General features: G+C 71.6%; 19 protein-coding genes. 17 read left to right on the top strand and 2 right to left on the bottom strand.

The features are described 5' to 3' along the window. The first annotated feature begins 175 nt into the window (after nucleotides 1-175). The 15 genes from pgsA to SCWH03_RS23210 all read left to right on the top strand — a co-directional run bounded on the left by pgsA (nucleotide 176) and on the right by SCWH03_RS23210 (nucleotide 16,059). The gene (pgsA, locus tag SCWH03_RS23280) at nucleotides 176-883 is read left to right on the top strand and encodes a phosphatidylinositol phosphate synthase (RefSeq protein WP_173266254.1); all 708 of its coding nucleotides are present in this window, start codon (nucleotides 176-178) and stop codon (nucleotides 881-883) included. Next, a complete protein-coding gene (locus SCWH03_RS23275) occupies nucleotides 880-1,803 on the top strand; it encodes a phosphatidylinositol mannoside acyltransferase (protein WP_173266253.1) in 924 nt (307 codons plus the stop codon). Before pgsA ends, SCWH03_RS23275 begins: the two co-directional genes overlap by 4 nt. After that, entirely contained in the window at nucleotides 1,800-2,990 is a 1,191-nt protein-coding gene (locus tag SCWH03_RS23270) for a glycosyltransferase family 4 protein (protein ID WP_173266252.1), read from the top strand. Before SCWH03_RS23275 ends, SCWH03_RS23270 begins: the two co-directional genes overlap by 4 nt. A gap of 226 nt (nucleotides 2,991-3,216) precedes the next feature. Further along, nucleotides 3,217-3,756, top strand: coding sequence for a LemA family protein (locus SCWH03_RS23265; protein WP_173266251.1), 540 nt, complete (start codon nucleotides 3,217-3,219; stop codon nucleotides 3,754-3,756). A gap of 294 nt (nucleotides 3,757-4,050) precedes the next feature. Continuing rightward, nucleotides 4,051-4,977: a pyridoxal 5'-phosphate synthase lyase subunit PdxS gene (pdxS, locus tag SCWH03_RS23260; RefSeq protein ID WP_173266250.1), complete on the top strand. Its 927-nt coding sequence runs from the start codon at nucleotides 4,051-4,053 to the stop codon at nucleotides 4,975-4,977. Between the two features lie 5 nt (nucleotides 4,978-4,982). Then, entirely contained in the window at nucleotides 4,983-5,609 is a 627-nt protein-coding gene (gene pdxT, locus SCWH03_RS23255; protein WP_173266249.1) for a pyridoxal 5'-phosphate synthase glutaminase subunit PdxT, read from the top strand. Between the two features lie 135 nt (nucleotides 5,610-5,744). Then, on the top strand, nucleotides 5,745-6,497 hold the full coding sequence (locus SCWH03_RS23250) for a YebC/PmpR family DNA-binding transcriptional regulator (protein ID WP_173266248.1): 753 nt from the start codon (nucleotides 5,745-5,747) through the stop codon (nucleotides 6,495-6,497). Nucleotides 6,498-6,674: 177 nt separating this feature from the next. Next, nucleotides 6,675-7,208 (top strand): crossover junction endodeoxyribonuclease RuvC, encoded by a 534-nt coding sequence (ruvC, locus tag SCWH03_RS23245; RefSeq protein WP_173266247.1) that lies wholly within the window; start codon nucleotides 6,675-6,677, stop codon nucleotides 7,206-7,208. Then, nucleotides 7,205-7,816, top strand: coding sequence for a Holliday junction branch migration protein RuvA (gene ruvA, locus SCWH03_RS23240; protein ID WP_173266246.1), 612 nt, complete (start codon nucleotides 7,205-7,207; stop codon nucleotides 7,814-7,816). Before ruvC ends, ruvA begins: the two co-directional genes overlap by 4 nt. A 197-nt stretch (nucleotides 7,817-8,013) precedes the next feature. Beyond that, nucleotides 8,014-9,090: a Holliday junction branch migration DNA helicase RuvB gene (ruvB, locus tag SCWH03_RS23235; protein ID WP_173266245.1), complete on the top strand. Its 1,077-nt coding sequence runs from the start codon at nucleotides 8,014-8,016 to the stop codon at nucleotides 9,088-9,090. A gap of 164 nt (nucleotides 9,091-9,254) precedes the next feature. Then, nucleotides 9,255-9,740, top strand: a complete 486-nt coding sequence (yajC, locus tag SCWH03_RS23230) for a preprotein translocase subunit YajC (protein WP_173266244.1) — start codon at nucleotides 9,255-9,257, stop codon at nucleotides 9,738-9,740. Nucleotides 9,741-9,887: 147 nt separating this feature from the next. Next, nucleotides 9,888-11,666 (top strand): protein translocase subunit SecD, encoded by a 1,779-nt coding sequence (secD, locus tag SCWH03_RS23225; protein ID WP_173266243.1) that lies wholly within the window; start codon nucleotides 9,888-9,890, stop codon nucleotides 11,664-11,666. A gap of 1 nt (nucleotide 11,667) precedes the next feature. Beyond that, the gene (secF, locus tag SCWH03_RS23220) at nucleotides 11,668-12,783 is read left to right on the top strand and encodes a protein translocase subunit SecF (RefSeq protein WP_173266242.1); all 1,116 of its coding nucleotides are present in this window, start codon (nucleotides 11,668-11,670) and stop codon (nucleotides 12,781-12,783) included. Beyond that, complete coding sequence (locus tag SCWH03_RS23215) at nucleotides 12,780-13,322, top strand: adenine phosphoribosyltransferase (protein ID WP_173266241.1); 543 nt, start codon at nucleotides 12,780-12,782, stop codon at nucleotides 13,320-13,322. Before secF ends, SCWH03_RS23215 begins: the two co-directional genes overlap by 4 nt. Before the next feature lie 241 nt (nucleotides 13,323-13,563). Continuing rightward, nucleotides 13,564-16,059 (top strand): RelA/SpoT family protein, encoded by a 2,496-nt coding sequence (locus SCWH03_RS23210; protein WP_173266240.1) that lies wholly within the window; start codon nucleotides 13,564-13,566, stop codon nucleotides 16,057-16,059. A gap of 96 nt (nucleotides 16,060-16,155) precedes the next feature. Here the strand turns inward: SCWH03_RS23210 and SCWH03_RS23205 are convergent, their stop codons facing one another. Continuing rightward, nucleotides 16,156-17,385 carry a DUF349 domain-containing protein gene (locus tag SCWH03_RS23205; RefSeq protein WP_173266239.1) on the bottom strand — a complete coding sequence of 410 codons (1,230 nt, stop codon included), beginning with the start codon at nucleotides 17,383-17,385 and terminating at the stop codon, nucleotides 16,156-16,158. A gap of 175 nt (nucleotides 17,386-17,560) precedes the next feature. Next, nucleotides 17,561-18,364 (bottom strand): peptidylprolyl isomerase, encoded by an 804-nt coding sequence (locus SCWH03_RS23200; RefSeq protein WP_173266238.1) that lies wholly within the window; start codon nucleotides 18,362-18,364, stop codon nucleotides 17,561-17,563. A gap of 151 nt (nucleotides 18,365-18,515) precedes the next feature. Here SCWH03_RS23200 and SCWH03_RS23195 point away from each other — a divergent pair, with 151 nt between their 5' ends. Further along, nucleotides 18,516-19,247: an MBL fold metallo-hydrolase gene (locus SCWH03_RS23195; protein WP_173266283.1), complete on the top strand. Its 732-nt coding sequence runs from the start codon at nucleotides 18,516-18,518 to the stop codon at nucleotides 19,245-19,247. A gap of 11 nt (nucleotides 19,248-19,258) precedes the next feature. Continuing rightward, on the top strand, nucleotides 19,259-20,521 hold the full coding sequence (gene hisS / locus SCWH03_RS23190; protein WP_173266237.1) for a histidine--tRNA ligase: 1,263 nt from the start codon (nucleotides 19,259-19,261) through the stop codon (nucleotides 20,519-20,521). Nucleotides 20,522-20,883: the final 362 nt, after the last annotated feature.

The following is a 20,883-nucleotide window of genomic DNA, read 5'->3' as shown; positions in this document are numbered from 1 at the left end:
GCAGCCGCCCGGGGGATGCGCCGGCGAAGCCCGCGGTTGTCCTTCGAGCTTTCCACTCCCTTCACGGTGCGTCCATACGTCGTACCCGACCGGGCCGGGCCGCCGTGCGCGTGACTACGATGGGCCCGCCGGCGGCCGAAGGGGCCGCGCGGCGCACCGACCTTTCGGGAAGGCCATGCTGAACAAGTACGCGCGTGCGTTCTTCACGCGTGTCCTCACACCGTTCGCCGCGTTCCTGCTACGCCGCGGAGTGAGTCCCGACGCGGTGACGCTCGTCGGCACGGCCGGAGTGGTCGCGGGCGCGCTGGCCTTCTTCCCCCGCGGGGAGTTCTTCTGGGGGACGATCGTCATCACCCTCTTCGTCTTCTCCGACCTCGTCGACGGCAACATGGCACGTCAGGCCGGGACCTCCAGCCGCTGGGGCGCCTTCCTGGACTCCACGCTGGACCGGGTCGCCGACAGCGCCGTCTTCGGCGGCTTCGCCCTCTGGTACGCGGGCAAGGGCGACGACAACGTGCTGTGCGCGGTGGCCGTCTTCTGCCTCGCCAGCGGCCAGGTCGTCTCGTACACCAAGGCACGGGGGGAGTCCATCGGGCTGCCGGTCGCGGTGAACGGGCTGGTGGAGCGGGCCGAACGGCTGGTGATCTCGCTGGTCGCCGCAGGGCTCGCCGGACTGCACGCCTTCGGTGTCCCCGGTGTCGACGTGCTGCTGCCCGTCGCGCTCTGGGTGGTGGCCGCGGGCTCCGCGGTGACCCTGGCGCAGCGCGTGGTCACGGTGCGCCGCGAGGCGGCGGAGGCGGACGCCGGGCAGGCAGGGGACGGGCCCGTGCCGGGGCCCCCGCAGGGGAGCGCCCACGGCACCTCGCAGGGGAGTGAGGCATGAGCGGTATCCGGGACCGGATGACGGACACCCTGTACGGGCTGGGCTGGGGGACGGTCAAAAGGCTTCCGGACCCCGCCGCAGCCGCGCTCGGACGCACCATCGCCGACAGCGTGTGGAAGCGGCGCGGCAGGGGCGTGCTGCGGCTGGAGGCCAATCTGGCCAGGGTGGTGCCGGACGCCGGCCCGGAGCGGCTCGCCGAACTGTCCAGGGCCGGGATGCGCTCCTATCTGCGCTACTGGATGGAGTCCTTCCGGCTGCCGGCCTGGGACCGGGAGCGCGTGCGCCGGAGCGTGGAGATCGAGAACATCCGCCGTCTGCACGACGGCCTGGCCCGGGGCAGGGGCGTCGTCCTCGCGCTGCCGCACCTGGCGAACTGGGACCTGGCGGGAGTCTGGGCCACCCGGGCGCTGGACATACCGTTCACCACCGTCGCGGAGCGGCTGAAGCCGGAGGCGCTGTACGACCGGTTCGTCGCCTACCGCGAGTCCCTCGGCATGGAGGTGCTGCCGCACACCGGCGGCTCCGCCTTCGGCACGCTGGCCCGGCGGCTGCGCGGCGGCGGCCTGGTCTGCCTGGTGGCGGACCGCGACCTGTCCTCGTCGGGCACCGAGGTGAAGTTCTTCGGCGAGACGGCCAGGATGCCCGCGGGCCCCGCGCTGCTCGCCCAGCAGACCGGCGCGCTGCTGCTGCCCGTGACCCTCTGGTACGACGGGACGCCCGTCATGAAGGGCAGGGTGCACCCGCCCGTCGACGTGCCCGAGACAGGCACCCGGGCCGAGAAGACGTCCGTGATGACCCAGGCGCTGGCCGACGCCTTCGCCACCGGCATCGCCGACCACCCGGAGGACTGGCACATGCTCCAGCGGCTGTGGCTCTCGGACCTGGCGGACCGCGGCGGCCCGCGGGGGGCCCGGACATGAGGATCGGGATCGTCTGCCCCTACTCGTGGGACGTGCCCGGCGGCGTCCAGTTCCACATCCGCGACCTGGCGGAACATCTGATCGGACTGGGGCACGCGGTGTCCGTCCTCGCCCCGGCCGAGGACGACACCCCGCTGCCTCCGTACGTCGTGTCGGCGGGCCGCGCCGTGCCCGTGCCGTACAACGGCTCGGTCGCCCGGCTCAACTTCGGCTTCCTCTCCGCGGCCCGGGTGCGGCGCTGGCTGCACGACGGCCGCTTCGACGTGATCCACATCCACGAGCCGACGTCGCCGTCGCTCGGGCTGCTGTCCTGCTGGGCGGCACAGGGGCCGATCGTGGCGACCTTCCACACCTCCAACCCCCGCTCGCGGGCGATGATCGCGGCCTACCCGATCCTCCAGCCCGCGCTGGAGAAGATCAGTGCGAGGATCGCGGTCAGCGAGTACGCCCGCCGCACGCTCGTGGAGCACCTGGGCGGCGACGCGGTCGTCATCCCGAACGGCGTCGACGTCGACTTCTTCGCCCGCGCCGAGCCGAAGGCGGAGTGGGGGAGCGGGGGTACCGCAGGCGAAGCCGAGGGGGGCACGCTCGGGTTCATCGGGCGCATCGACGAGCCCCGCAAAGGCCTGCCCGTCCTGATGAAGGCCCTGCCGCGGATCCTGGAGGCACGCCCGGGCACCCGGCTGCTGGTCGCGGGGCGCGGGGACCAGGAGGAGGCCGTCGAGTCCCTGCCCGGGTCCGTGCGGGCACGCGTCGAGTTCCTGGGGACGGTCAGCGACGAGGACAAGGCCCGGCTGCTGCGCAGCGTCGACCTGTACGTCGCGCCCAACACCGGCGGCGAGAGCTTCGGCATCATCCTGGTCGAGGCGCTGTCGGCGGGCGCCCCGGTCCTGGCCTCGGACCTCGACGCCTTCGCCCAGGTACTCGACCAGGGCGCGGCGGGCGAACTCTTCGCCAACGAGGACGCGGGAGCCCTGGCCGACGCCGCGATCCGGCTGCTCGGCTCGCCGTCCCGGCGCGCCGCGCTCAGCGCACGGGGAAGCGCCCATGTGCGGCGCTTCGACTGGTCCACCGTCGGTTCGGACATCCTCGCCGTGTACGAGACGGTGACGGACGGCGCGGCCTCGGTCGCGGCCGACGAACGCCCCGGCGGGCTGATGGCCCGCTTCGGCCTGGCCCGCGACTGAGCACCGCAGCGGACGCAGGGCCCTCGGAGGGAGTGGGCCCCTGCACGGAGGCGGTCCCCGGCGCCCACCGGGGGCGCTCGGCCGGGGCCGTTGACACCGGAGGGCCGCAGAAGACACAACGGGGAAGCCCCCGGCGTACCCGGAGTGCCGTGGCGGGGCCGTCGAGTTCGGTGGACGGTCCGGTGGCCCCGGCGCACCCGGAGGGGCACCGGTAGATTGACCCGGCGTGACCGCAACCCTGATCTGGATCCTCGTCGCACTCGTCGCCGTCGGCCTCTACCTCAGCTGGACCGCCGGCCGGCTCGACCGCCTGCACGCCCGGATCGACGCCGCCCGCGCGGCGCTCGACGCCCAGCTCCTGCGCCGCGCCTCGGTCACCCAGGAACTCGCCACCTCGGGGCTGCTGGACCCCGCCGCCTCGATCGTGCTCTACGAGGCCGCGCACGCGGCCCGTCAGGCGGACGAGGAGCACCGCGAGGTCGCCGAGAGCGAGCTGAGCCAGGCGCTGCGTGCCGTGTTCGGCGAGCCGGTGCAGGTGGAGGCCGTGCGGGAGGCACCCGGGGGAGAGAGCGCCGCCGGCGAACTCGCCGCGGCCGTCCGCCGCGTCCCGATGGCGCGGCGGTTCCACAACGACGCGGTACGGGCGGCGCGGGCGCTTCGGCGGCACCGTACGGTCCGCTGGTTCCGTCTCGCCGGGCACGCCCCGTTCCCGCTGGCCTTCGAGATGGACGACGAGCCCCCGCCGGCCCTGGCGGACCGGCCGTGACGGATGCCGCCCCGCCGACTGCCCCGCCGACTGCCCCGCCGACTGCCTCGCCGACCGCCGCACCCGGAGCGGCGGTGCGCCCCGGCGCGCGTCCGGCCAACCGTTTCGCCGGGTGATCCGGTACCGCCCGCACTCCCTCGGGGGATCCTGGGGACCTCGGGGTTCCTCGGGGACCCGGGTGGCTCCTCGGGCCCGCCCGGGCGCGGTCAGAATGAGCCACCGGGTCGCCATTGGCCCTTGCATTGGCCCGACCCTCGAATGTTTGCTCTTCTGAGCACCATTTGCCGTCACCGAATGAGGTCGATCGTGTCCAGCACGTTCTCCAACTCCCCGCAGGCTCCCGAGACCGGCACGGCGCGCGTCAAGCGCGGCATGGCCGAGCAGCTCAAGGGCGGCGTGATCATGGACGTCGTCACGCCGGAGCAGGCGAAGATCGCCGAGGACGCGGGCGCCGTGGCCGTCATGGCCCTGGAGCGCGTCCCCGCCGACATCCGCAAGGACGGCGGAGTGGCCCGGATGTCCGACCCGGACATGATCGAGGGCATCATCGAGGCGGTCTCCATCCCGGTGATGGCGAAGTCCCGCATCGGCCACTTCGTCGAGGCCCAGGTACTGCAGTCGCTCGGCGTGGACTACATCGACGAGTCCGAGGTGCTGACCCCGGCCGACGAGGTGAACCATTCCGACAAGTGGGCCTTCACGACCCCCTTCGTCTGCGGTGCCACCAACCTGGGTGAGGCCCTGCGCCGGATCGCCGAGGGCGCGGCCATGATCCGCTCCAAGGGCGAGGCCGGCACCGGCAACGTCGTCGAGGCCGTCCGCCACCTGCGCCAGATCAAGAACGAGATCGCCCGCCTGCGCGGCTTCGACAACAACGAGCTGTACGCCGCCGCCAAGGAGCTGCGCGCCCCGTACGAGCTCGTCGCCGAGGTGGCCCGGCTCGGCAGGCTGCCGGTGGTGCTCTTCTCCGCCGGTGGTGTCGCCACCCCCGCCGACGCCGCGCTGATGCGCCAGCTCGGCGCTGAGGGCGTGTTCGTCGGCTCCGGGATCTTCAAGTCGGGTGATCCGGCCAAGCGCGCCGCGGCGATCGTGAAGGCCACCACCTTCTCCGACGACCCGAAGATCATCGCGGATGCCTCCCGCAACCTGGGTGAGGCCATGGTGGGCATCAACTGCGACACGCTGCCCGAGGCCGAGCGCTACGCGAACCGCGGCTGGTAGCACCCATGAGCACACCCGGCAGCCCTGTCATCGGAGTACTGGCTCTGCAGGGCGACGTACGGGAACACCTGACCGCCCTGGCCGCGGCCGATGCCGTGGCCAGGCCGGTCCGGCGCCCCGAGGAACTCGCCGAGGTCGACGGCCTGGTCATCCCGGGCGGCGAATCCACCACCATCTCCAAACTGGCCCACCTCTTCGGGCTGATGGAGCCGCTGCGTGAGCGGGTGCGTGCGGGGATGCCGGTCTACGGCACCTGCGCGGGACTGATCCTGCTCGCCGAGAAGATCCTGGACCCGCGTTCGGGACAGGAGACCGTCGGCGGCATCGACATGATCGTGCGCCGCAACGCCTTCGGCCGCCAGAACGAGTCCTTCGAGTCCGCGGTCGCGGTCACGGGCGTCGAGGGCGGTCCTGTGGAGGGCGTCTTCATCCGTGCCCCGTGGGTCGAGTCCGTCGGTGCCGGGGTGGAGGTGCTTGCCGAGCACAAGGGCCATATCGTCGCCGTCCGCCAAGGCGCCGCGCTGGCCACGTCGTTCCACCCGGAGCTGACCGGGGACCACCGCATGCACGCCCTGTTCGGCGACATGGTCCGCACCGCGCGATCGGAAGGCGTCCGCGTCGGCGCTCCCTGAGGGGTGGTGGTCGGGCGACGGGTGGGGGTGTGCGTGTGCGCTCCGTAGGGGTGGTGGTCGGGCGACGGGTGGGGGTGTCCCGGTAGGATCACCGGGGAACGGAGCAGGGATCGGTTACGCGAAGGAGACAGGCAGATGTCCGGCCACTCTAAATGGGCCACGACGAAGCACAAGAAGGCCGTGATCGACGCCAAGCGCGGCAAGCTCTTCGCGAAGCTGATCAAGAACATCGAGGTCGCCGCGCGGACCGGCGGTGCCGATCCGGAAGGCAACCCGACTCTCTTCGACGCCATCCAGAAGGCGAAGAAGCAGTCGGTGCCGAACAAGAACATCGACTCCGCGGTCAAGCGCGGCGCCGGCCTGGAGGCCGGTGGCGCCGACTACGAGACGATCATGTACGAGGGTTACGGCCCGAACGGGGTCGCGGTGCTCATCGAGTGCCTCACCGACAACCGCAACCGTGCCGCGTCCGACGTGCGGGTCGCCATGACCCGCAACGGCGGCTCGATGGCCGACCCGGGCTCGGTGTCCTATCTGTTCCACCGCAAGGGCGTCGTGGTGCTCCCGAAGGGCGGGTTGTCCGAGGACGACGTGCTCGGCGCGGTGCTGGACGCCGGTGCCGAGGAGGTCAACGACCTCGGCGAGAACTTCGAGGTCATCAGCGAGGCCACGGACCTGGTCGCGGTCCGCACCTCGTTGCAGGACGCCGGTATCGACTACGACTCCGCCGAGGCCGACTTCGTCCCGACCATGCAGGTCGAGTTGGACGAAGAGGGCGCGCGCAAGATCTTCAGGCTGATCGACGCGTTGGAGGACAGCGACGACGTGCAGAACGTCTTCGCCAACTTCGACGTCTCGGACGACGTCATGGCCAAGGTCGATGCCTGATCCCGACTGATCCCGACTGATACGGCGGGCCGACGGGCCGACGGGGACACCGCCCCGTCGGCCCGTCGTGTTGGGGGCCGCCCGGTTGTCGGTGGTTGTCAGAGGGAGCCGATAGCCTGCACGAATGTCGGGTCGACACCCGGCGCTGGCCCGGGATGGCGGAGAAGGGGTGGGCGTGTGCGCGTGCTGGGGGTGGACCCGGGACTGACGCGGTGCGGCATCGGTGTCGTCGAAGGCGTCGCGGGCCGTCCGCTGTCCATGCTCGGCGCCGGGGTGGTCCGCACCGCCGCGGAAGGGCAGCTCGGTGACCGCCTCGTCGCCGTCGAGCGCGGCATCGAGGAGTGGCTGGACGCGCACCGGCCCGAACTGGTCGCGGTGGAGCGGGTTTTCAGCCAGCACAATGTGCGCACGGTCATGGGCACGGCGCAGGCGAGCGCGGTCGCCGTGCTGTGCGCGGCCCGTCGCGGTCTGCCCGTCGCCCTGCATACTCCCAGCGAGGTCAAGGCGGCCGTCACCGGCAGCGGCCGGGCCGGCAAGGCGCAGGTGGGTGCGATGGTCACCCGGCTGCTTCGGCTGGACGCCCCGCCGAAGCCGGCTGACGCCGCCGATGCCCTCGCCCTCGCCATCTGCCATATCTGGCGCGCGCCCGCGCAGAACCGCCTGCAGCGTGCGGTCGCCGCCCATCACGCGACGAAAGGCCGTAGCGCATGATCGCATTTGTGAGCGGCGCGGTCGCCGCCCTCGCCCCGACCACCGCAGTGATCGAGGTCGGCGGTGTCGGCATGGCCGTGCAGTGCACACCGGACACCCTCTCCGGGCTGCGGGTCGGTCAGCAGGCCAGGCTCGCCACGTCGTTGGTGGTCAGGGAGGACTCGCTGACGCTGTACGGCTTCGCCGACGACGACGAGCGGCAGGTCTTCGAACTGCTCCAGACCGCGAGCGGGGTCGGACCCCGGCTGGCGCAGGCCATGCTCGCGGTGCACAGTCCGGACGCGTTGCGGCGGGCGGTGGCCACCGCCGACGAGAAGGCGCTCACCGCCGTGCCCGGCATCGGCAGGAAGGGCGCCCAGAAGCTGCTGCTGGAGTTGAGGGACCGCCTCGGCGAGCCTGCCGGGTCACCGGGGCGTGCCGTCGGTGCCCCCGTCACCCAGTCCTGGCGCGACCAGTTGCACGCCGCGCTGATCGGCCTCGGCTATGCCACCCGTGAGGCCGACGAGGCGGTCGTCGCGGTGGCACCGGAGGCGGAGGCGGCGGCCGGTGAGCCTCAGGTCGGGCCGCTGCTCAAGTCCGCCCTCCGGACGCTGAACCGCACCCGCTGAACCGCGACCGCACTCGCTGCCACCGCCTCCCGTCCCCTCGCCCCCTTCGGCCCCTCGTCATCCGTCCCCTGACCGGACCGCGCCCGCTCACCGGAGCGGACCGCACCCCACCATCCGCCCCGCCGCCCCACCAACCCACCACCCGACCGCATCCGCTGACCGAACCGGACCCGCCCACCCACGCGAGGCAATCCACTGTGAACTGGGACGACACCGCACCGACGACCGACGACGCCGACGGCAGGCTCGTCGGGGCCTCCGCCGACGGCGAGGACCAGGCCGTGGAGGCGGCCCTGCGGCCGAAGTCGCTGGACGAGTTCGTCGGCCAGGAGCGCGTACGCGTACAGCTCGACCTCGTCCTGAAGGCGGCCCTCGCCCGCGGTGCCACCGCCGACCACGTCCTGCTCTCCGGATCGCCCGGGCTGGGCAAGACCACGCTCTCCATGATCATCGCGGCCGAGATGGGCGCCCCGATCAGGATCACCAGCGGTCCCGCCATCCAGCACGCGGGAGACCTCGCCGCCATCCTGTCCTCCCTCCAGGAGGGCGAGGTGCTGTTCCTCGACGAGATCCACCGGATGTCGCGGCCCGCCGAGGAGATGCTCTACATGGCCATGGAGGACTTCCGTGTCGACGTGATCGTCGGCAAGGGGCCGGGCGCCACCGCCATCCCGCTGGAGCTGCCGCCGTTCACCCTGGTCGGCGCCACCACCCGGGCGGGACTGCTCCCTCCCCCGCTGCGTGACCGCTTCGGCTTCACCGCGCACATGGAGTTCTACGAACCGTCCGAGCTCGAGCGCGTCATCCACCGCTCCGCCCAGCTCCTCGACGTGGAGATCGACGCGGACGGGGCCGCGGAGATCGCGGGGCGCTCCCGCGGCACGCCCCGTATCGCCAACCGGCTGCTGCGCCGCGTCCGGGACTACGCCCAGGTCAAGGCGGACGGCCGGATCACCCGGGAGATCGCGGCGGCGGCTCTCGGCGTGTACGAGGTGGACGGCCGCGGCCTCGACCGTCTCGACCGCGCCGTGCTGCAGGCCCTTCTCAAGCTCTTCGCGGGCGGCCCGGTCGGCCTGTCGACGCTGGCGGTGGCCGTGGGGGAGGAGCGGGAGACGGTCGAGGAGGTCGCCGAGCCGTTCCTCGTCCGGGAGGGGCTGCTGGCCCGTACGCCGAGGGGCCGGGTGGCGACTCCGGCGGCATGGGCGCATCTCGGCCTGGTGCCGCCCCGGCAGGGCCCCGGCGGCGGTGGGCAACAGGGTCTGTTCGGAACGTGACGGCGCGGAGGGTCGCCCGGGTGGGAACCGGGGTGCGATGCTGGGCGTTGTTCCATCGACGCGGACTCGCTTAGACTCCGCCGATGCCGCCCGTGATGGTCGGCGTACCCACCCCCGTAGACCAGGCCGCTCCTCACCGCGGTCGTGCGAAGGAATTCCGTCCCGTGGATATCGTGACCCTCCTCCCCTTCATCGTCCTCATCGGGGCCATGTTCCTGATGACCCGCTCCGCCAAGAAGAAGCAGCAGGCTGCGGTGAACATGAGGAACCAGATGCAGCCCGGTACCGGCGTCCGGACGATCGGCGGTCTCTACGCCACCGTCAAGGAGGTCAGCGACGACACGGTTCTCCTGGAGGCCGCGCCCGGCGTCCACCTCGTGTTCGCCAAGAACTCCATCGGGGCCGTCCTGGAGGACGCCGAGTACAACCGGATCGTCCACGGAGACGAGGAGGACGGCCTCGGGGGCGACACGCCGATCGTGCCGGACGACGCCTCCTCGCTGACCGAGCCGGGTGCCGTCGTCGACCCCGCCGGCGATGCCAAGATCGACCTCGGCAAGAAGGGCGCGGCGGACGACGCCGAGCCGGCGCCGGGGGCCAAGGGCGCCAAGAGCGACGACAAGAGCGGCGGCGACACCGACGCGAAGTAGCCGCGACCGGGGACCGCAGCGCGCCCGAGGGCGCACGCGGTCCCCGGCGTGCGCCCACTTCTTCCGCGGGGGCAGGTCCCCACAACACATCGTGGCCGACCCGTCGCACACCCGGCGCGGGGCGGTTGGACAGGGAGAAACGACAAGGTGGCAGCACCGAAGAAGGGCCGAAAGGCGCCGGGGGGCCAGGGGAGGCCGGGGCGTACCCTCGCGCTGATGCTGGTCGTCATGGCTGCTCTCGTCGGCGGGATGTTCTGGTCCGGGGAGACCACGCCGCGACTGGGTATCGATCTCGCGGGCGGTACGACGATCACGCTGAAGGCCGAGGCGGAGCCCGGCAAGGAGAGCGCGGTCAACGAGACCAACATGAACACGGCGGTCGGCATCATCGAGCGCCGTGTCAACGGTCTGGGTGTCTCCGAGGCCGAGGTCCAGACCCAGGGCCGAGAGAACATCATCGTCAACATCCCCAAGGGGACGAACTCGGAGCAGGCCCAGAAGCAGGTGGGTACGACCGCGCGGTTGTACTTCCGCCCCGTGCTCAACGTGCTGCCCGCCGGCCCGGAGACGCCCGAGCCCTCCGGGAGCCCCAGCGCCTCGCCCTCCGGGAGCCCGAGCGCCTCGCCCTCCGGTGAGCCCGGCGAGCAGGCCACCGACGGCAAGGACACGGCCACCGCGCCGAGCGGCAGCCCGACCACGCAGGGCCGGGCCGTCACCGGCGCGCTGAAGGCGCCCTCCCCGTCGCCGAGCGGCGCCGCCTCCGGCCAGCCGGAGAGCTCCCAGAGCCCGGCTCCGACGCCCACGCCGAGCGGCACCGCGACGGGCTCCGCGCTGGAGCAGCAGTTCGCCGCGCTGAACTGCCTCGACCCGAAGGCGCGTGCCAACGCCGGCAAGGACGCCCAGCCCGAGCAGCCCACCGTCGCCTGCGGCACGAACAGCATCGGCGGGTGGGAGAAGTACCTGCTCGGCCCGGCCGAGGTCGACGGCAGGGACGTCGACGACGCCAAGGGCGTGCTGGACCCGCAGCGCGGCATCTGGATCGTGCAGATGGACTTCACCAGCGAGGGTGCGAAGAAGTTCGCGAAGATCACCGGCAAGCTGTCGCAGCAGCCGTCGCCGATGAACCAGTTCGCGATCGTGCTGGACGGAGAGGTGGTATCCGCTCCGCAGGTCAACCAGACCCTCAGCGCCAACGCCGAGATCTCCGGCAACTTCGACCAGCAGTCGGCGCAGGACCTCGGCAACATCCTGTCCTACGGTGCGCTGCCGCTGAGCTTCAACGTCGAGACCGTCACCACCGTGACGCCCGCGCTCGGCGACGAGCAGCTCAAGGCCGGCCTCATCGCGGGCGCCATCGGCCTGGCCCTCGTCGTGGTCTACCTGGTGGTCTACTACCGGGGACTGTCGCTCGTCGCGCTGCTCAGCCTGCTGGTGTCGGGAATCCTGACCTACTCGCTGATGTCCCTGCTCGGCCCGGCCATCGGCTTCGCGCTGAACCTGCCCGCCGTCTGCGGCGCCATCGTCGCCATCGGCATCACGGCCGACTCGTTCATCGTGTACTTCGAGCGCATCCGGGACGAGATCCGCGAGGGACGCACCCTGCGCCCCGCCGTGGAGCGCGCCTGGCCGCGTGCCCGCCGCACGATCCTGGTCTCCGACTTCGTGTCGTTCCTCGCCGCCGCGGTGCTGTTCGTCGTGACCGTGGGCAAGGTCCAGGGCTTCGCGTTCACGCTCGGTCTGACCACCCTGCTCGATGTCGTCGTGGTGTTCTTCTTCACCAAACCGCTGATGACCATCCTCGCCCGCACGAAGTTCTTCGCGAGCGGACACCCCTGGTCCGGACTGGACCCGAAGCGCCTCGGCGCCAAGCCGCCGCTGCGCCGCTCACGCCGTGTCTCCGCCCCCGTCGACCCGAAGGAGGCGTGAGATGTCGCGTCTCGGCAACCTTGGAGCCAGGCTCTACCGCGGTGAGGTCGGCTACGACTTCGTCGGCAAGCGCAAGCTCTGGTACGGAATCTCGATCCTGATCACCATCACGGCCATCGTCGGCCTGGCGGTGCGGGGTCTGAACATGGGCATCGAGTTCAAGGGCGGTGCCGTCTTCACCACCCCGAAGACCAGCGTGTCCGTCGCCCAGGCCCAGGAGTACGCCGAGGAGGCCACCGGCCATCCGGCGATCGTCCAGAAGCTCGGCAACGACACCCTGCGCATCCAGGTCAGCGAGCTGGACACCGGGGAGGCCAACCAGGTGGGCAGGCAGCTCGCCGAGGACATGGACATCCCGGCGGGCACGATCAACGCCGAGCTGGTCGGTCCGAGCTGGGGCGCGCAGATCGCCAACAAGGCATGGACCGGTCTCGGCGTGTTCATGATCCTCGTGGTGATCTACCTCGCCATCGCCTTCGAATGGCGCATGGCGGTGGCCGCCCTCGTGGCGCTGATCCACGACATCACGATCACGGTCGGCGTCTACGCGCTCGTCGGCTTCGAGGTCACACCGGGCACGGTGATCGGCCTGCTCACGATCCTCGGTTACTCGCTGTACGACACGGTGGTGGTCTTCGACAGCCTCAAGGAGGGCACGAAGGACATCACCAAGCAGACCCGCTGGACGTACGGCGAGATCGCCAACCGGTCGATCAACAGCACCCTGGTCCGCTCCATCAACACCACCGTCGTGGCGCTCCTGCCGGTCGCCGGCCTGCTGTTCATCGGCGGCGGCTTCCTCGGCGCGGGCATGCTCAACGACATCTCGCTCTCGCTGTTCGTCGGCCTCGCCGCCGGCGCCTACTCGTCGATCTTCATCGCCACTCCGCTGGTCGCCGACCTGAAGGAGCGCGAGCCGGCGATCAAGGCGCTGAAGAAGCGGGTCCTGGCCAAGCGCGAGGCCGCCGCCGGCAGGGGCGAGTCGGCCGAGGACGGCGATGTGGAGCACCACGGCCGGCCGCAGGACGCCCGGCAGGGCGAGGCGACGGCGGCCGGGGCGGTCGTCGGACAGCGCGGCCGAGGCCGCGGCCGGCCCTCGCCGGGGAGGCGCCGATGAGCGCGAACGTCCAGGAACTCCTGCTCAGCCGCATCCGGGACGTCCACGACCACCCGAAGCCGGGCGTGATGTTCAAGGACATCACCCCGCTGCTCGCGGACCCGGCGGCCTTCACGGCGCTCACCGACGCCCTCGCGGGCCTGTGCACGGAGCACGGCGCGACGAAGGTCGTCGGCCTGGAGGCCCGCGGCTTCATCCTCGCCGCCCCGGTCGCGGTCCGCGCCGGCCTCGGGTTCATCCCCGTACGCAAGGCCGGCAAGCTCCCCGGAGCGACGCTGTCGCAGGCGTACGAGCTGGAGTACGGCACGGCCGAGGTCGAGATCCATGCCGGGGACCTCGGGAGCGGCGACCGGATCATGGTGATCGACGACGTCCTCGCCACCGGCGGCACCGCCGAGGCGTCGCTGGGGCTGATCCGCCGCGCCGGCGCCGAGGTCGCGGGTGTCGCGATCCTCATGGAGCTGGGCTTCCTCGGCGGGCGGGCCCGTCTGGAGCGCGCGCTGGACGGCGCCCCGCTGGAGGCGCTGCTCACGGTCTGACCACCTCCGCGCCTCCGCGCACCCGCACCGCCGTACGGGCGCGGCGTGGCACGGCCACCTGCTGTTCCCTGAGCGGCACGGTTACGGGCATCAGGTGCTCCCGGCACGGGCATCCGGGAACACCGGGTGCCCGTGCCGCGTTGTCCACAGTCCCCGTCCCGGCGGGAGGTGAACGCCCGGGGTCGATACCATGGCCTTTCCGGGCCTGACCGGGGGACCCGGATCCGCACGAGGAGCGCACTTGCCAGACGAGGCCCGTCCCGCCGCCGCGCAGCCCGACCAGCAGGCCGACAGGGCTGCGGCGGCCGCCGCAGCGCCCGAGAAGGCTCCCGTGGAGCGGCCCGCGTCCGCGCGGGGCAGTGCGCGCGGTCCGGCCTCCGTGCCCGTCACCGCCCCCAAGCCGGCGCCGCCCGCCGCCTCCGCGCCCGCGCGCCCCGGCGGCTCCTCCAACCGGGTCCGCGCCCGGCTGGCCCGTCTCGGCGTCCAGCGCACCAGCCCGTACAACCCGGTACTCGAACCGCTGCTGCGGATCGTCCGCGGCAACGATCCGAAGACCGAGACCGCGACGCTGCGGCAGATCGAGCGCGCCTATCAGGTCGCCGAGCGCTGGCACCGCGGCCAGAAGCGCAAGAGCGGCGACCCCTACATCACCCACCCGCTCGCCGTCACCACGATCCTCGCCGAACTCGGTATGGACCCCGCCACGCTGATGGCCGGGCTGCTGCACGACACCGTGGAGGACACCGAGTACGGGCTGGACACCCTGCGCAGGGACTTCGGCGACCAGGTCGCCCTGCTCGTCGACGGCGTCACCAAGCTGGACAAGGTCAAGTTCGGCGAGGCGGCCCAGGCCGAGACGGTGCGCAAGATGGTCGTCGCCATGGCCAAGGACCCGCGCGTGCTGGTCATCAAGCTCGCCGACCGCCTGCACAACATGCGCACGATGCGCTACCTCAAGCGGGACAAGCAGGAGAAGAAGGCCCGCGAGACCCTGGAGATCTACGCCCCGCTGGCCCATCGGCTGGGTATGAACACCATCAAGTGGGAGCTCGAGGACCTCGCCTTCGCGATCCTCTACCCGAAGATGTACGACGAGATCGTCCGCCTGGTCGCCGAGCGTGCCCCCAAGCGCGACGAGTATCTGGCGATAGTGACGGACGAGGTGCAGTCCGATCTGCGCGCGGCCCGCATCAAGGCGACCGTCACCGGCCGGCCGAAGCACTACTACAGCGTCTACCAGAAGATGATCGTCCGCGGCCGGGACTTCGCGGAGATCTACGACCTGGTCGGCATCCGCGTCCTCGTCGACACCGTCCGCGACTGCTACGCGGCGCTCGGCACGGTCCACGCCCGCTGGAACCCCGTTCCCGGGCGGTTCAAGGACTACATCGCCATGCCGAAGTTCAACATGTACCAGTCGCTGCACACGACGGTCATCGGGCCCAGCGGCAAGCCGGTCGAACTCCAGATCCGCACGTTCGACATGCACCGCCGGGCCGAGTACGGCATCGCCGCCCACTGGAAGTACAAGCAGGAGGCCGTCGCCGGCGCGTCCAAGATCCGCACCGATGTCCCGAAGGGCTCGGGCAAGGACAAGGACGCCGTCAACGACATGGCGTGGCTGCGGCAGCTGCTTGACTGGCAGAAGGAGACGGAGGACCCGGGCGAGTTCCTGGAGTCCCTGCGCTTCGACCTCTCCCGCAACGAGGTCTTCGTGTTCACGCCGAAGGGCGACGTCATAGCGCTCCCCGCGGGTGCCACGCCCGTCGACTTCGCCTACGCCGTCCACACGGAGGTCGGCCACCGCACGATAGGCGCGCGCGTCAACGGCCGCCTGGTGCCGCTGGAGTCGACGCTGGACAACGGCGACCTGGTCGAGGTCTTCACGTCCAAGGCGACCGGAGCGGGCCCGTCGCGCGACTGGCTGGGCTTCGTCAAGTCGCCCCGCGCCCGGAACAAGATCCGCGCCTGGTTCTCCAAGGAACGCCGTGACGAGGCGATCGAACAGGGCAAGGACGCCATCGTGCGGGCGATGCGCAAGCAGAACCTGCCGATCCAGCGCATCCTCACCGGCGACTCGCTGGTCACGCTCGCGCACGAGATGCGCTACCCCGACATCTCGTCGCTGTACGCGGCGATCGGCGAGGGGCATGTCGCCGCACAGGGCGTCGTGCAGAAGCTCGTCCAGGCGCTCGGCGGCGAGGAGGCGGCCAGCGAGGACATCGCCGAGTCGGCGCCGCCGTCCCGCAGCCGCGGACGCAAGCGCCGCGCCAACGCCGATCCGGGCGTGGTCGTCAAGGGCGTCGACGATGTCTGGGTGAAGCTCGCCCGCTGCTGTACGCCCGTGCCCGGAGACCCGATCATCGGGTTCGTCACCCGCGGCAGCGGCGTGTCGGTTCACCGGGCCGACTGCGTCAACGTGGACTCGCTGTCGCAACAACCCGAACGCATGCTCGATGTCGAGTGGGCGCCGACGCAGTCCTCGGTGTTCCTCGTCGCCATCCAGGTCGAGGCGCTGGACCGCTCCCGGCTGCTGTCGGACGTCACCCGCGTCCTGTCCGACCAGCATGTCAACATTCTTTCGGCGGCCGTCCAGACATCCCGTGACCGGGTCGCCACCTCGCGCTTCACCTTCGAGATGGGCGACCCGAAGCATCTGGGCCACGTCCTGAAGGCGGTCCGCGGAGTCGAGGGCGTCTACGACGTCTACCGGGTGACGTCGGCACGACGCCCCTGACAGGGGACGCATGGGGCACACGAGTCACACACGGGTCGGGCCCGGCGGCATCTGCCGCCGGGCCCGACCCGTGTGTGTGAACCGGTCTGCGAGGCGTCAGCCGCCGAACTCCTCCAGGCCCTTGAGCGCCTGGTCGAGCAGCGCCTGCCGGCCCTCGAGTTCACGGGAGAGCTTGTCGGCCTTGGCGTTGTTGCCGGCCGCCCGGGCCGCGTCGATCTGCGAGCGCAGCGTGTCGACCGCCGCCTGCAGTTGCCCCGTCAGCCCCTCGGCACGGGCCCGGGCCTCCGGGTTGGTGCGGCGCCACTCGGTCTCCTCGGCGTCCTGGAGCGCCCGCTCCACCGCGTGCATCCGGCCCTCGACCTTCGGCCGGGCGTCGCGCGGGACGTGGCCGATCGCCTCCCAGCGCTCGTTGACGGAGCGGAAGGCGGCACGCGCCGCCTTCAGATCCGTCACCGGCACCAGCTTCTCCGCCTCGACCGCCAGCTCCTCCTTGAGCTTCAGGTTCTCGGACTGCTCGGCGTCCCGCTCCGCGAACACCCCGCCGCGGGCGGCGAAGAAGATGTCCTGGGCACCGCGGAAGCGGTTCCACAGGTCCTCCTCGTGCTCGCGCTGCGCGCGGCCCGCGGCCTTCCACTGCGCCATCAGCTCGCGGTAGCGCGCGGCCGTGGGGCCCCAGTCGGTCGAACCGGACAGCGACTCGGCCTCGGCGACCAGCCGCTCCTTCGCCTGCCGGGCCACCTCCCGCTGCGCGTCCAGTGCGGCGAAGTGCGCCTTGCGGCGCTTGGAGAACGCCGACCGCGCGTGGGAGAAGCGGTGCCACAGCTCGTCGTCGGACTTCCGGTCGAGCCGCGGCAGGCCCTTCCAGGTGTCCACCAGCGACCGGAGCCGCTCGCCGGCAGCCCGCCACTGCTCGCTCTGCGCCAGCTCCTCCGCCTCGGCGACCAGCGCCTCCTTGGCGTGCCGCGCCTCGTCCGCCTGTTTCGCCTTCCTGGCCCTGCGCTCCTCACGGCGCGCCTCGACCGAGGTCACGAGCGCGTCCAGCCGCCTGCCCAGCGCCTCGAGGTCGCCGACCGCGTGGTGCTCGTCGATCTGCCCGCGGATATGGTCGATCGCCGCCATCGCGTCCTTCGCCGACAGATCGGTGGTCTTCACCCTCTTCTCGAGGAGGCCGATCTCGACAACCAGGCCCTCGTACTTGCGCTCGAAGTAGGCCAGTGCCTCCTCGGGAGAGCCCGCCTGCCACGATCCGACGACCTTCTCGCCCTCGGAAGTCCGCACGTACACGGTGCCCGTCTCGTCGACGCGGCCCCACGGGTCGCTGCTCACAGCGCCTCCTCCACATGATGCCCCCGAGGGGCTCGGGCCCCCGGGCATCGTCCACAGTTTCCTGGACGGGCATCGCCCGCCCTCCCGCAGCGCGGACCGGGTCCGCGCTGCACAACGCCAATCTAGGCGACCGGCCGCCCGGCTGTCCGCACTCGGCGCCGCCGAATTGGCCCGGTCACCCCTCGCCGGCCGTCGCCTTCTTCACCGAGGCGGACTTCACCGAGACGGACTTCACGGGGGCGCCGTCCCCGGCCCCGCCTGCGACACCCGCCGCCCCGACGGCCTTCACCACGGACAGACCCGCCTCGTCGATCGTGCCGAACGGCGTGTACGACGGCGGCAGCTTGCTGTCCTGGTAGACCAGGAAGAACTGGCTGCCGCCGCTGTTCGGCCGGCCCGTGTTCGCCATGGCCACCGTGCCCGCCGGATAGGTGACCTTGCCGTCCGCCGCCGGCTTGCCGAGGGCCGTGAGGTTCTCGTCCGGGATCGTGTAGCCCGGGCCGCCGCGCCCGTCGCCCTCGGGATCCCCGCACTGCAGTACGAAAATGACCTCCGTGGTCAGGCGGTGGCATGTGGTCCCGTCGAAGAAGCCCTTGTCCGCGAGGTACTTGAAGGAGTTGACCGTGCGCGGCGTCTTCGCCGCGTCCATGGTGAACGCGATGTCGCCCTGGCTGGTGTCCAGCGACATCAGATACGTGGCCTCGGAGTCGATGGCCATCTTCGGCTCCGGCGCTGCGCTCCCGCTCTCGGTGGGCTCCGCCGCCGGGTCGGTCCGCTGGGAAGCGTCGTCCCGCGAGCCGCCGTCCGCCAGGCCCACCGAGAGGTACGCTGCGCCGCCGGCCGCGACCACGACGGCCAGCACGGCCGCGATGACGGCGTTGCGGCGCCTGGCCCTCCTGCGGGCCTCCTCGCGGCGCTGCTGCTGCCGCTCGAACTTCTTCCTGGCGAGCTGGCGCCGTCGCTGATCGCTGCTGACCACCGGGTCTTCTCCTTGGCGATGTCGTGATCGAGGGGCACGGGTGTGCCCGTACCGTATATGGGCTGGCTGTGAAATGAGCAGCGCCGGTAGGCTCTGAGCTGTTGCAATCCGTGACGTGACATTCCCGTCGGACGACACATCGAGGACGATCGTGCTTATTGCCGGGTTCCCCGCAGGGGCCTGGGGGACCAACTGCTACCTGGTCGCCCCGGCCGCAGGCGAGGAGTGCGTGATCATCGACCCGGGCCACCAGGCCGCCGCGGGAGTCGAGGAGACGCTCAGAAAGCATCGGCTCAAGCCGGTCGCCGTGGTGCTGACCCACGGCCACATCGACCATGTCGCCTCGGTCGTACCGGTCTGCGGAGCCCACGGCGTACCCGCCTGGATCCACCCCGCCGACCGGTACATGATGAGCGACCCGGAGAAGGCCCTCGGCCGCTCCATCGGCATGCCGCTGATGGGCGAACTCGCGGTCGGGGAGCCGGACGACGTCCACGAGCTCACCGACGGCGCCGCGCTGAAGCTCGCGGGGCTGGAGCTGCTCGTACGGCACGCGCCCGGCCATACCAAGGGGTCGGTGGCCTTCAGTCTGCCCGGGGCCGCGGCCGGCTCACACGACGAGGGGCGGCCGCCGGTCTTCTTCTCGGGCGACTTGCTGTTCGCCGGCTCCATCGGACGCACCGACCTCCCCGGCGGTGACCTGGGCGAGATGCTCTCGTCGCTGGCGCGGGTGTGCCTGCCGCTCGACGACTCGACCGTGGTGCTGTCCGGCCACGGCCCCCAGACGACCATCGGCCGCGAACGCGCCGCCAACCCGTATCTGCGGGAGGTGGCCGCCGGCCAGGGAGAGGGCGGAACCGCCGCTCCCCGACGAGGAATGTGACGAGACCCTCCGTGACCATCTTCCAGGCCCCCAAGGGCACGTACGACCTGATCCCGCCGGACTCCGCGAAGTACCTGGCCGTGCGGGAGGCGATCGCCGCGCCGCTGCGGAACTCGGGGTACGGCTACGTCGAGACGCCCGGCTTCGAGAACGTGGAGCTGTTCGCCCGCGGTGTCGGCGAGTCCACCGACATCGTGACCAAGGAGATGTACGCCTTCGAGACGAAGGGCGGCGACCGGCTGGCCCTGCGGCCCGAGGGCACCGCTTCCGTGCTGCGCGCGGCGCTCGAGGCCAGTCTGCACAAGTCCGGCAACCTGCCGGTGAAGCTCTGGTACTCGGGCTCGTACTACCGCTACGAACGCCCGCAGAAGGGCCGCTACCGGCACTTCTCCCAGGTCGGCGCCGAGGCGATCGGCGCTGAGGACCCCGCCCTCGACACCGAGCTGATCGTCCTCGCCGACCAGGCGTACCGCTCCCTCGGCCTGAGCGGGTTCCGGATCCTGCTGAACTCGCTCGGCGACAAGGAGTGCCGTCCCGTCTACCGGGAGGCGCTGCAGGGCTTCCTGCGCGGACTCGACCTGGACGAGGACACCCGCCACCGGGCCGGCGTCAACCCGCTGCGGGTCCTGGACGACAAGCGCGAATCCGTCCGGAAGCAGCTCGTGGGCGCCCCGCTGCTGCGCGACCACCTGTGCGACGCCTGCAAGGCGTACCACGAGGAGGTGCGCGAGCTGCTCACGGCCGCCGGGGTGCCCTTCGAGGACGACGAGAAGCTGGTGCGCGGACTCGACTACTACACGCGCACCACGTTCGAGTTCGTCCACGACGGACTGGGCTCGCAGTCCGCGGTGGGCGGGGGAGGCCGCTACGACGGGCTGTCCGAGATGATCGGCGGACCGGCGCTGCCGTCGGTCGGCTGGGCACTCGGTGTGGACCGCACGGTCCTGGCGCTGGAGGCCGAGGGCATCGAGCTGCGACTTCCCGCGTCCACCAGCGTGTTCGCGGTGCCGCTCGGCGAGGAGGCGCGCCGCGCGCTCTTCGCCGTGGTCACCGGGCTGCGCAGAGCAGGGGTCGCCGCCGACCTCTGCTACGGCGGCAAGGGTCTCAAGTCGGCCATGAAAAGCGCCCACCGCAGCGGCGCCCGGTACGCGCTGGTGGCCGGTGAGAGGGATCTGGCGGAGGGCGTGGTCCAGCTCAAGGACATGGAGTCCGGCGAGCAGGTACCGGTCGCCCTCGGCTCGGCGGTGGAGGAGCTCGGGGCGAGGCTCGTCTGACCCGCGCACGGGTCCGACCGCTACGCGTTGACCCGCGCACGCGTCCGACCGCTACGCGTTGACCCGCGCACGCGTCCGACCGCTACAGCGCTGACCTGCGCAGGCGTCTGACTCGTACAGCGCCTGAGCCGGGCACGCGTCCGATCGGGACACGGGGCCGGGCACCCCCGCTCCCGGGCGCACGGCGCGGGCATCGGGCCGGAGGCATACGTCGAGGGGCACACGTCGAGGGGCACAGCTCACATGGCCCGGCCCGAGGGGGCCGGGCCTTCGCGCTGCCGTACCCGGGCGGGCCGAAACCGCGCCCTTCTGCGCATCGGGCGGCGGACGGCGGCGCGAGTGCGGCAGAATGACCATGCCAG

This window comes from Streptomyces pacificus (assembly GCF_011766325.1).
Lineage (GTDB): Bacteria > Actinomycetota > Actinomycetes > Streptomycetales > Streptomycetaceae > Streptomyces > Streptomyces pacificus.
Note: the sequence above shows the minus strand (reverse complement) of the source record. Positions and strands in the feature narration are given on the sequence as shown.

What these genes read in the sequence shown, in the direction of transcription:
- SCWH03_RS23275 (WP_173266253.1), top strand. Translation starts at nt 880, where the DNA reads ATGAGCGGTATCCGGGACCGGATGACGGACACCCTGTACGGGCTGGGC.
- pgsA (WP_173266254.1), top strand. Translation starts at nt 176, where the DNA reads ATGCTGAACAAGTACGCGCGTGCGTTCTTCACGCGTGTCCTCACACCG.
- pdxT (WP_173266249.1), top strand. Translation starts at nt 4,983, where the DNA reads ATGAGCACACCCGGCAGCCCTGTCATCGGAGTACTGGCTCTGCAGGGC.
- ruvA (WP_173266246.1), top strand. Translation starts at nt 7,205, where the DNA reads ATGATCGCATTTGTGAGCGGCGCGGTCGCCGCCCTCGCCCCGACCACC.
- secF (WP_173266242.1), top strand. Translation starts at nt 11,668, where the DNA reads ATGTCGCGTCTCGGCAACCTTGGAGCCAGGCTCTACCGCGGTGAGGTC.
- SCWH03_RS23250 (WP_173266248.1), top strand. Translation starts at nt 5,745, where the DNA reads ATGTCCGGCCACTCTAAATGGGCCACGACGAAGCACAAGAAGGCCGTG.
- SCWH03_RS23215 (WP_173266241.1), top strand. Translation starts at nt 12,780, where the DNA reads ATGAGCGCGAACGTCCAGGAACTCCTGCTCAGCCGCATCCGGGACGTC.
- pdxS (WP_173266250.1), top strand. Translation starts at nt 4,051, where the DNA reads ATGAGGTCGATCGTGTCCAGCACGTTCTCCAACTCCCCGCAGGCTCCC.
- SCWH03_RS23270 (WP_173266252.1), top strand. Translation starts at nt 1,800, where the DNA reads ATGAGGATCGGGATCGTCTGCCCCTACTCGTGGGACGTGCCCGGCGGC.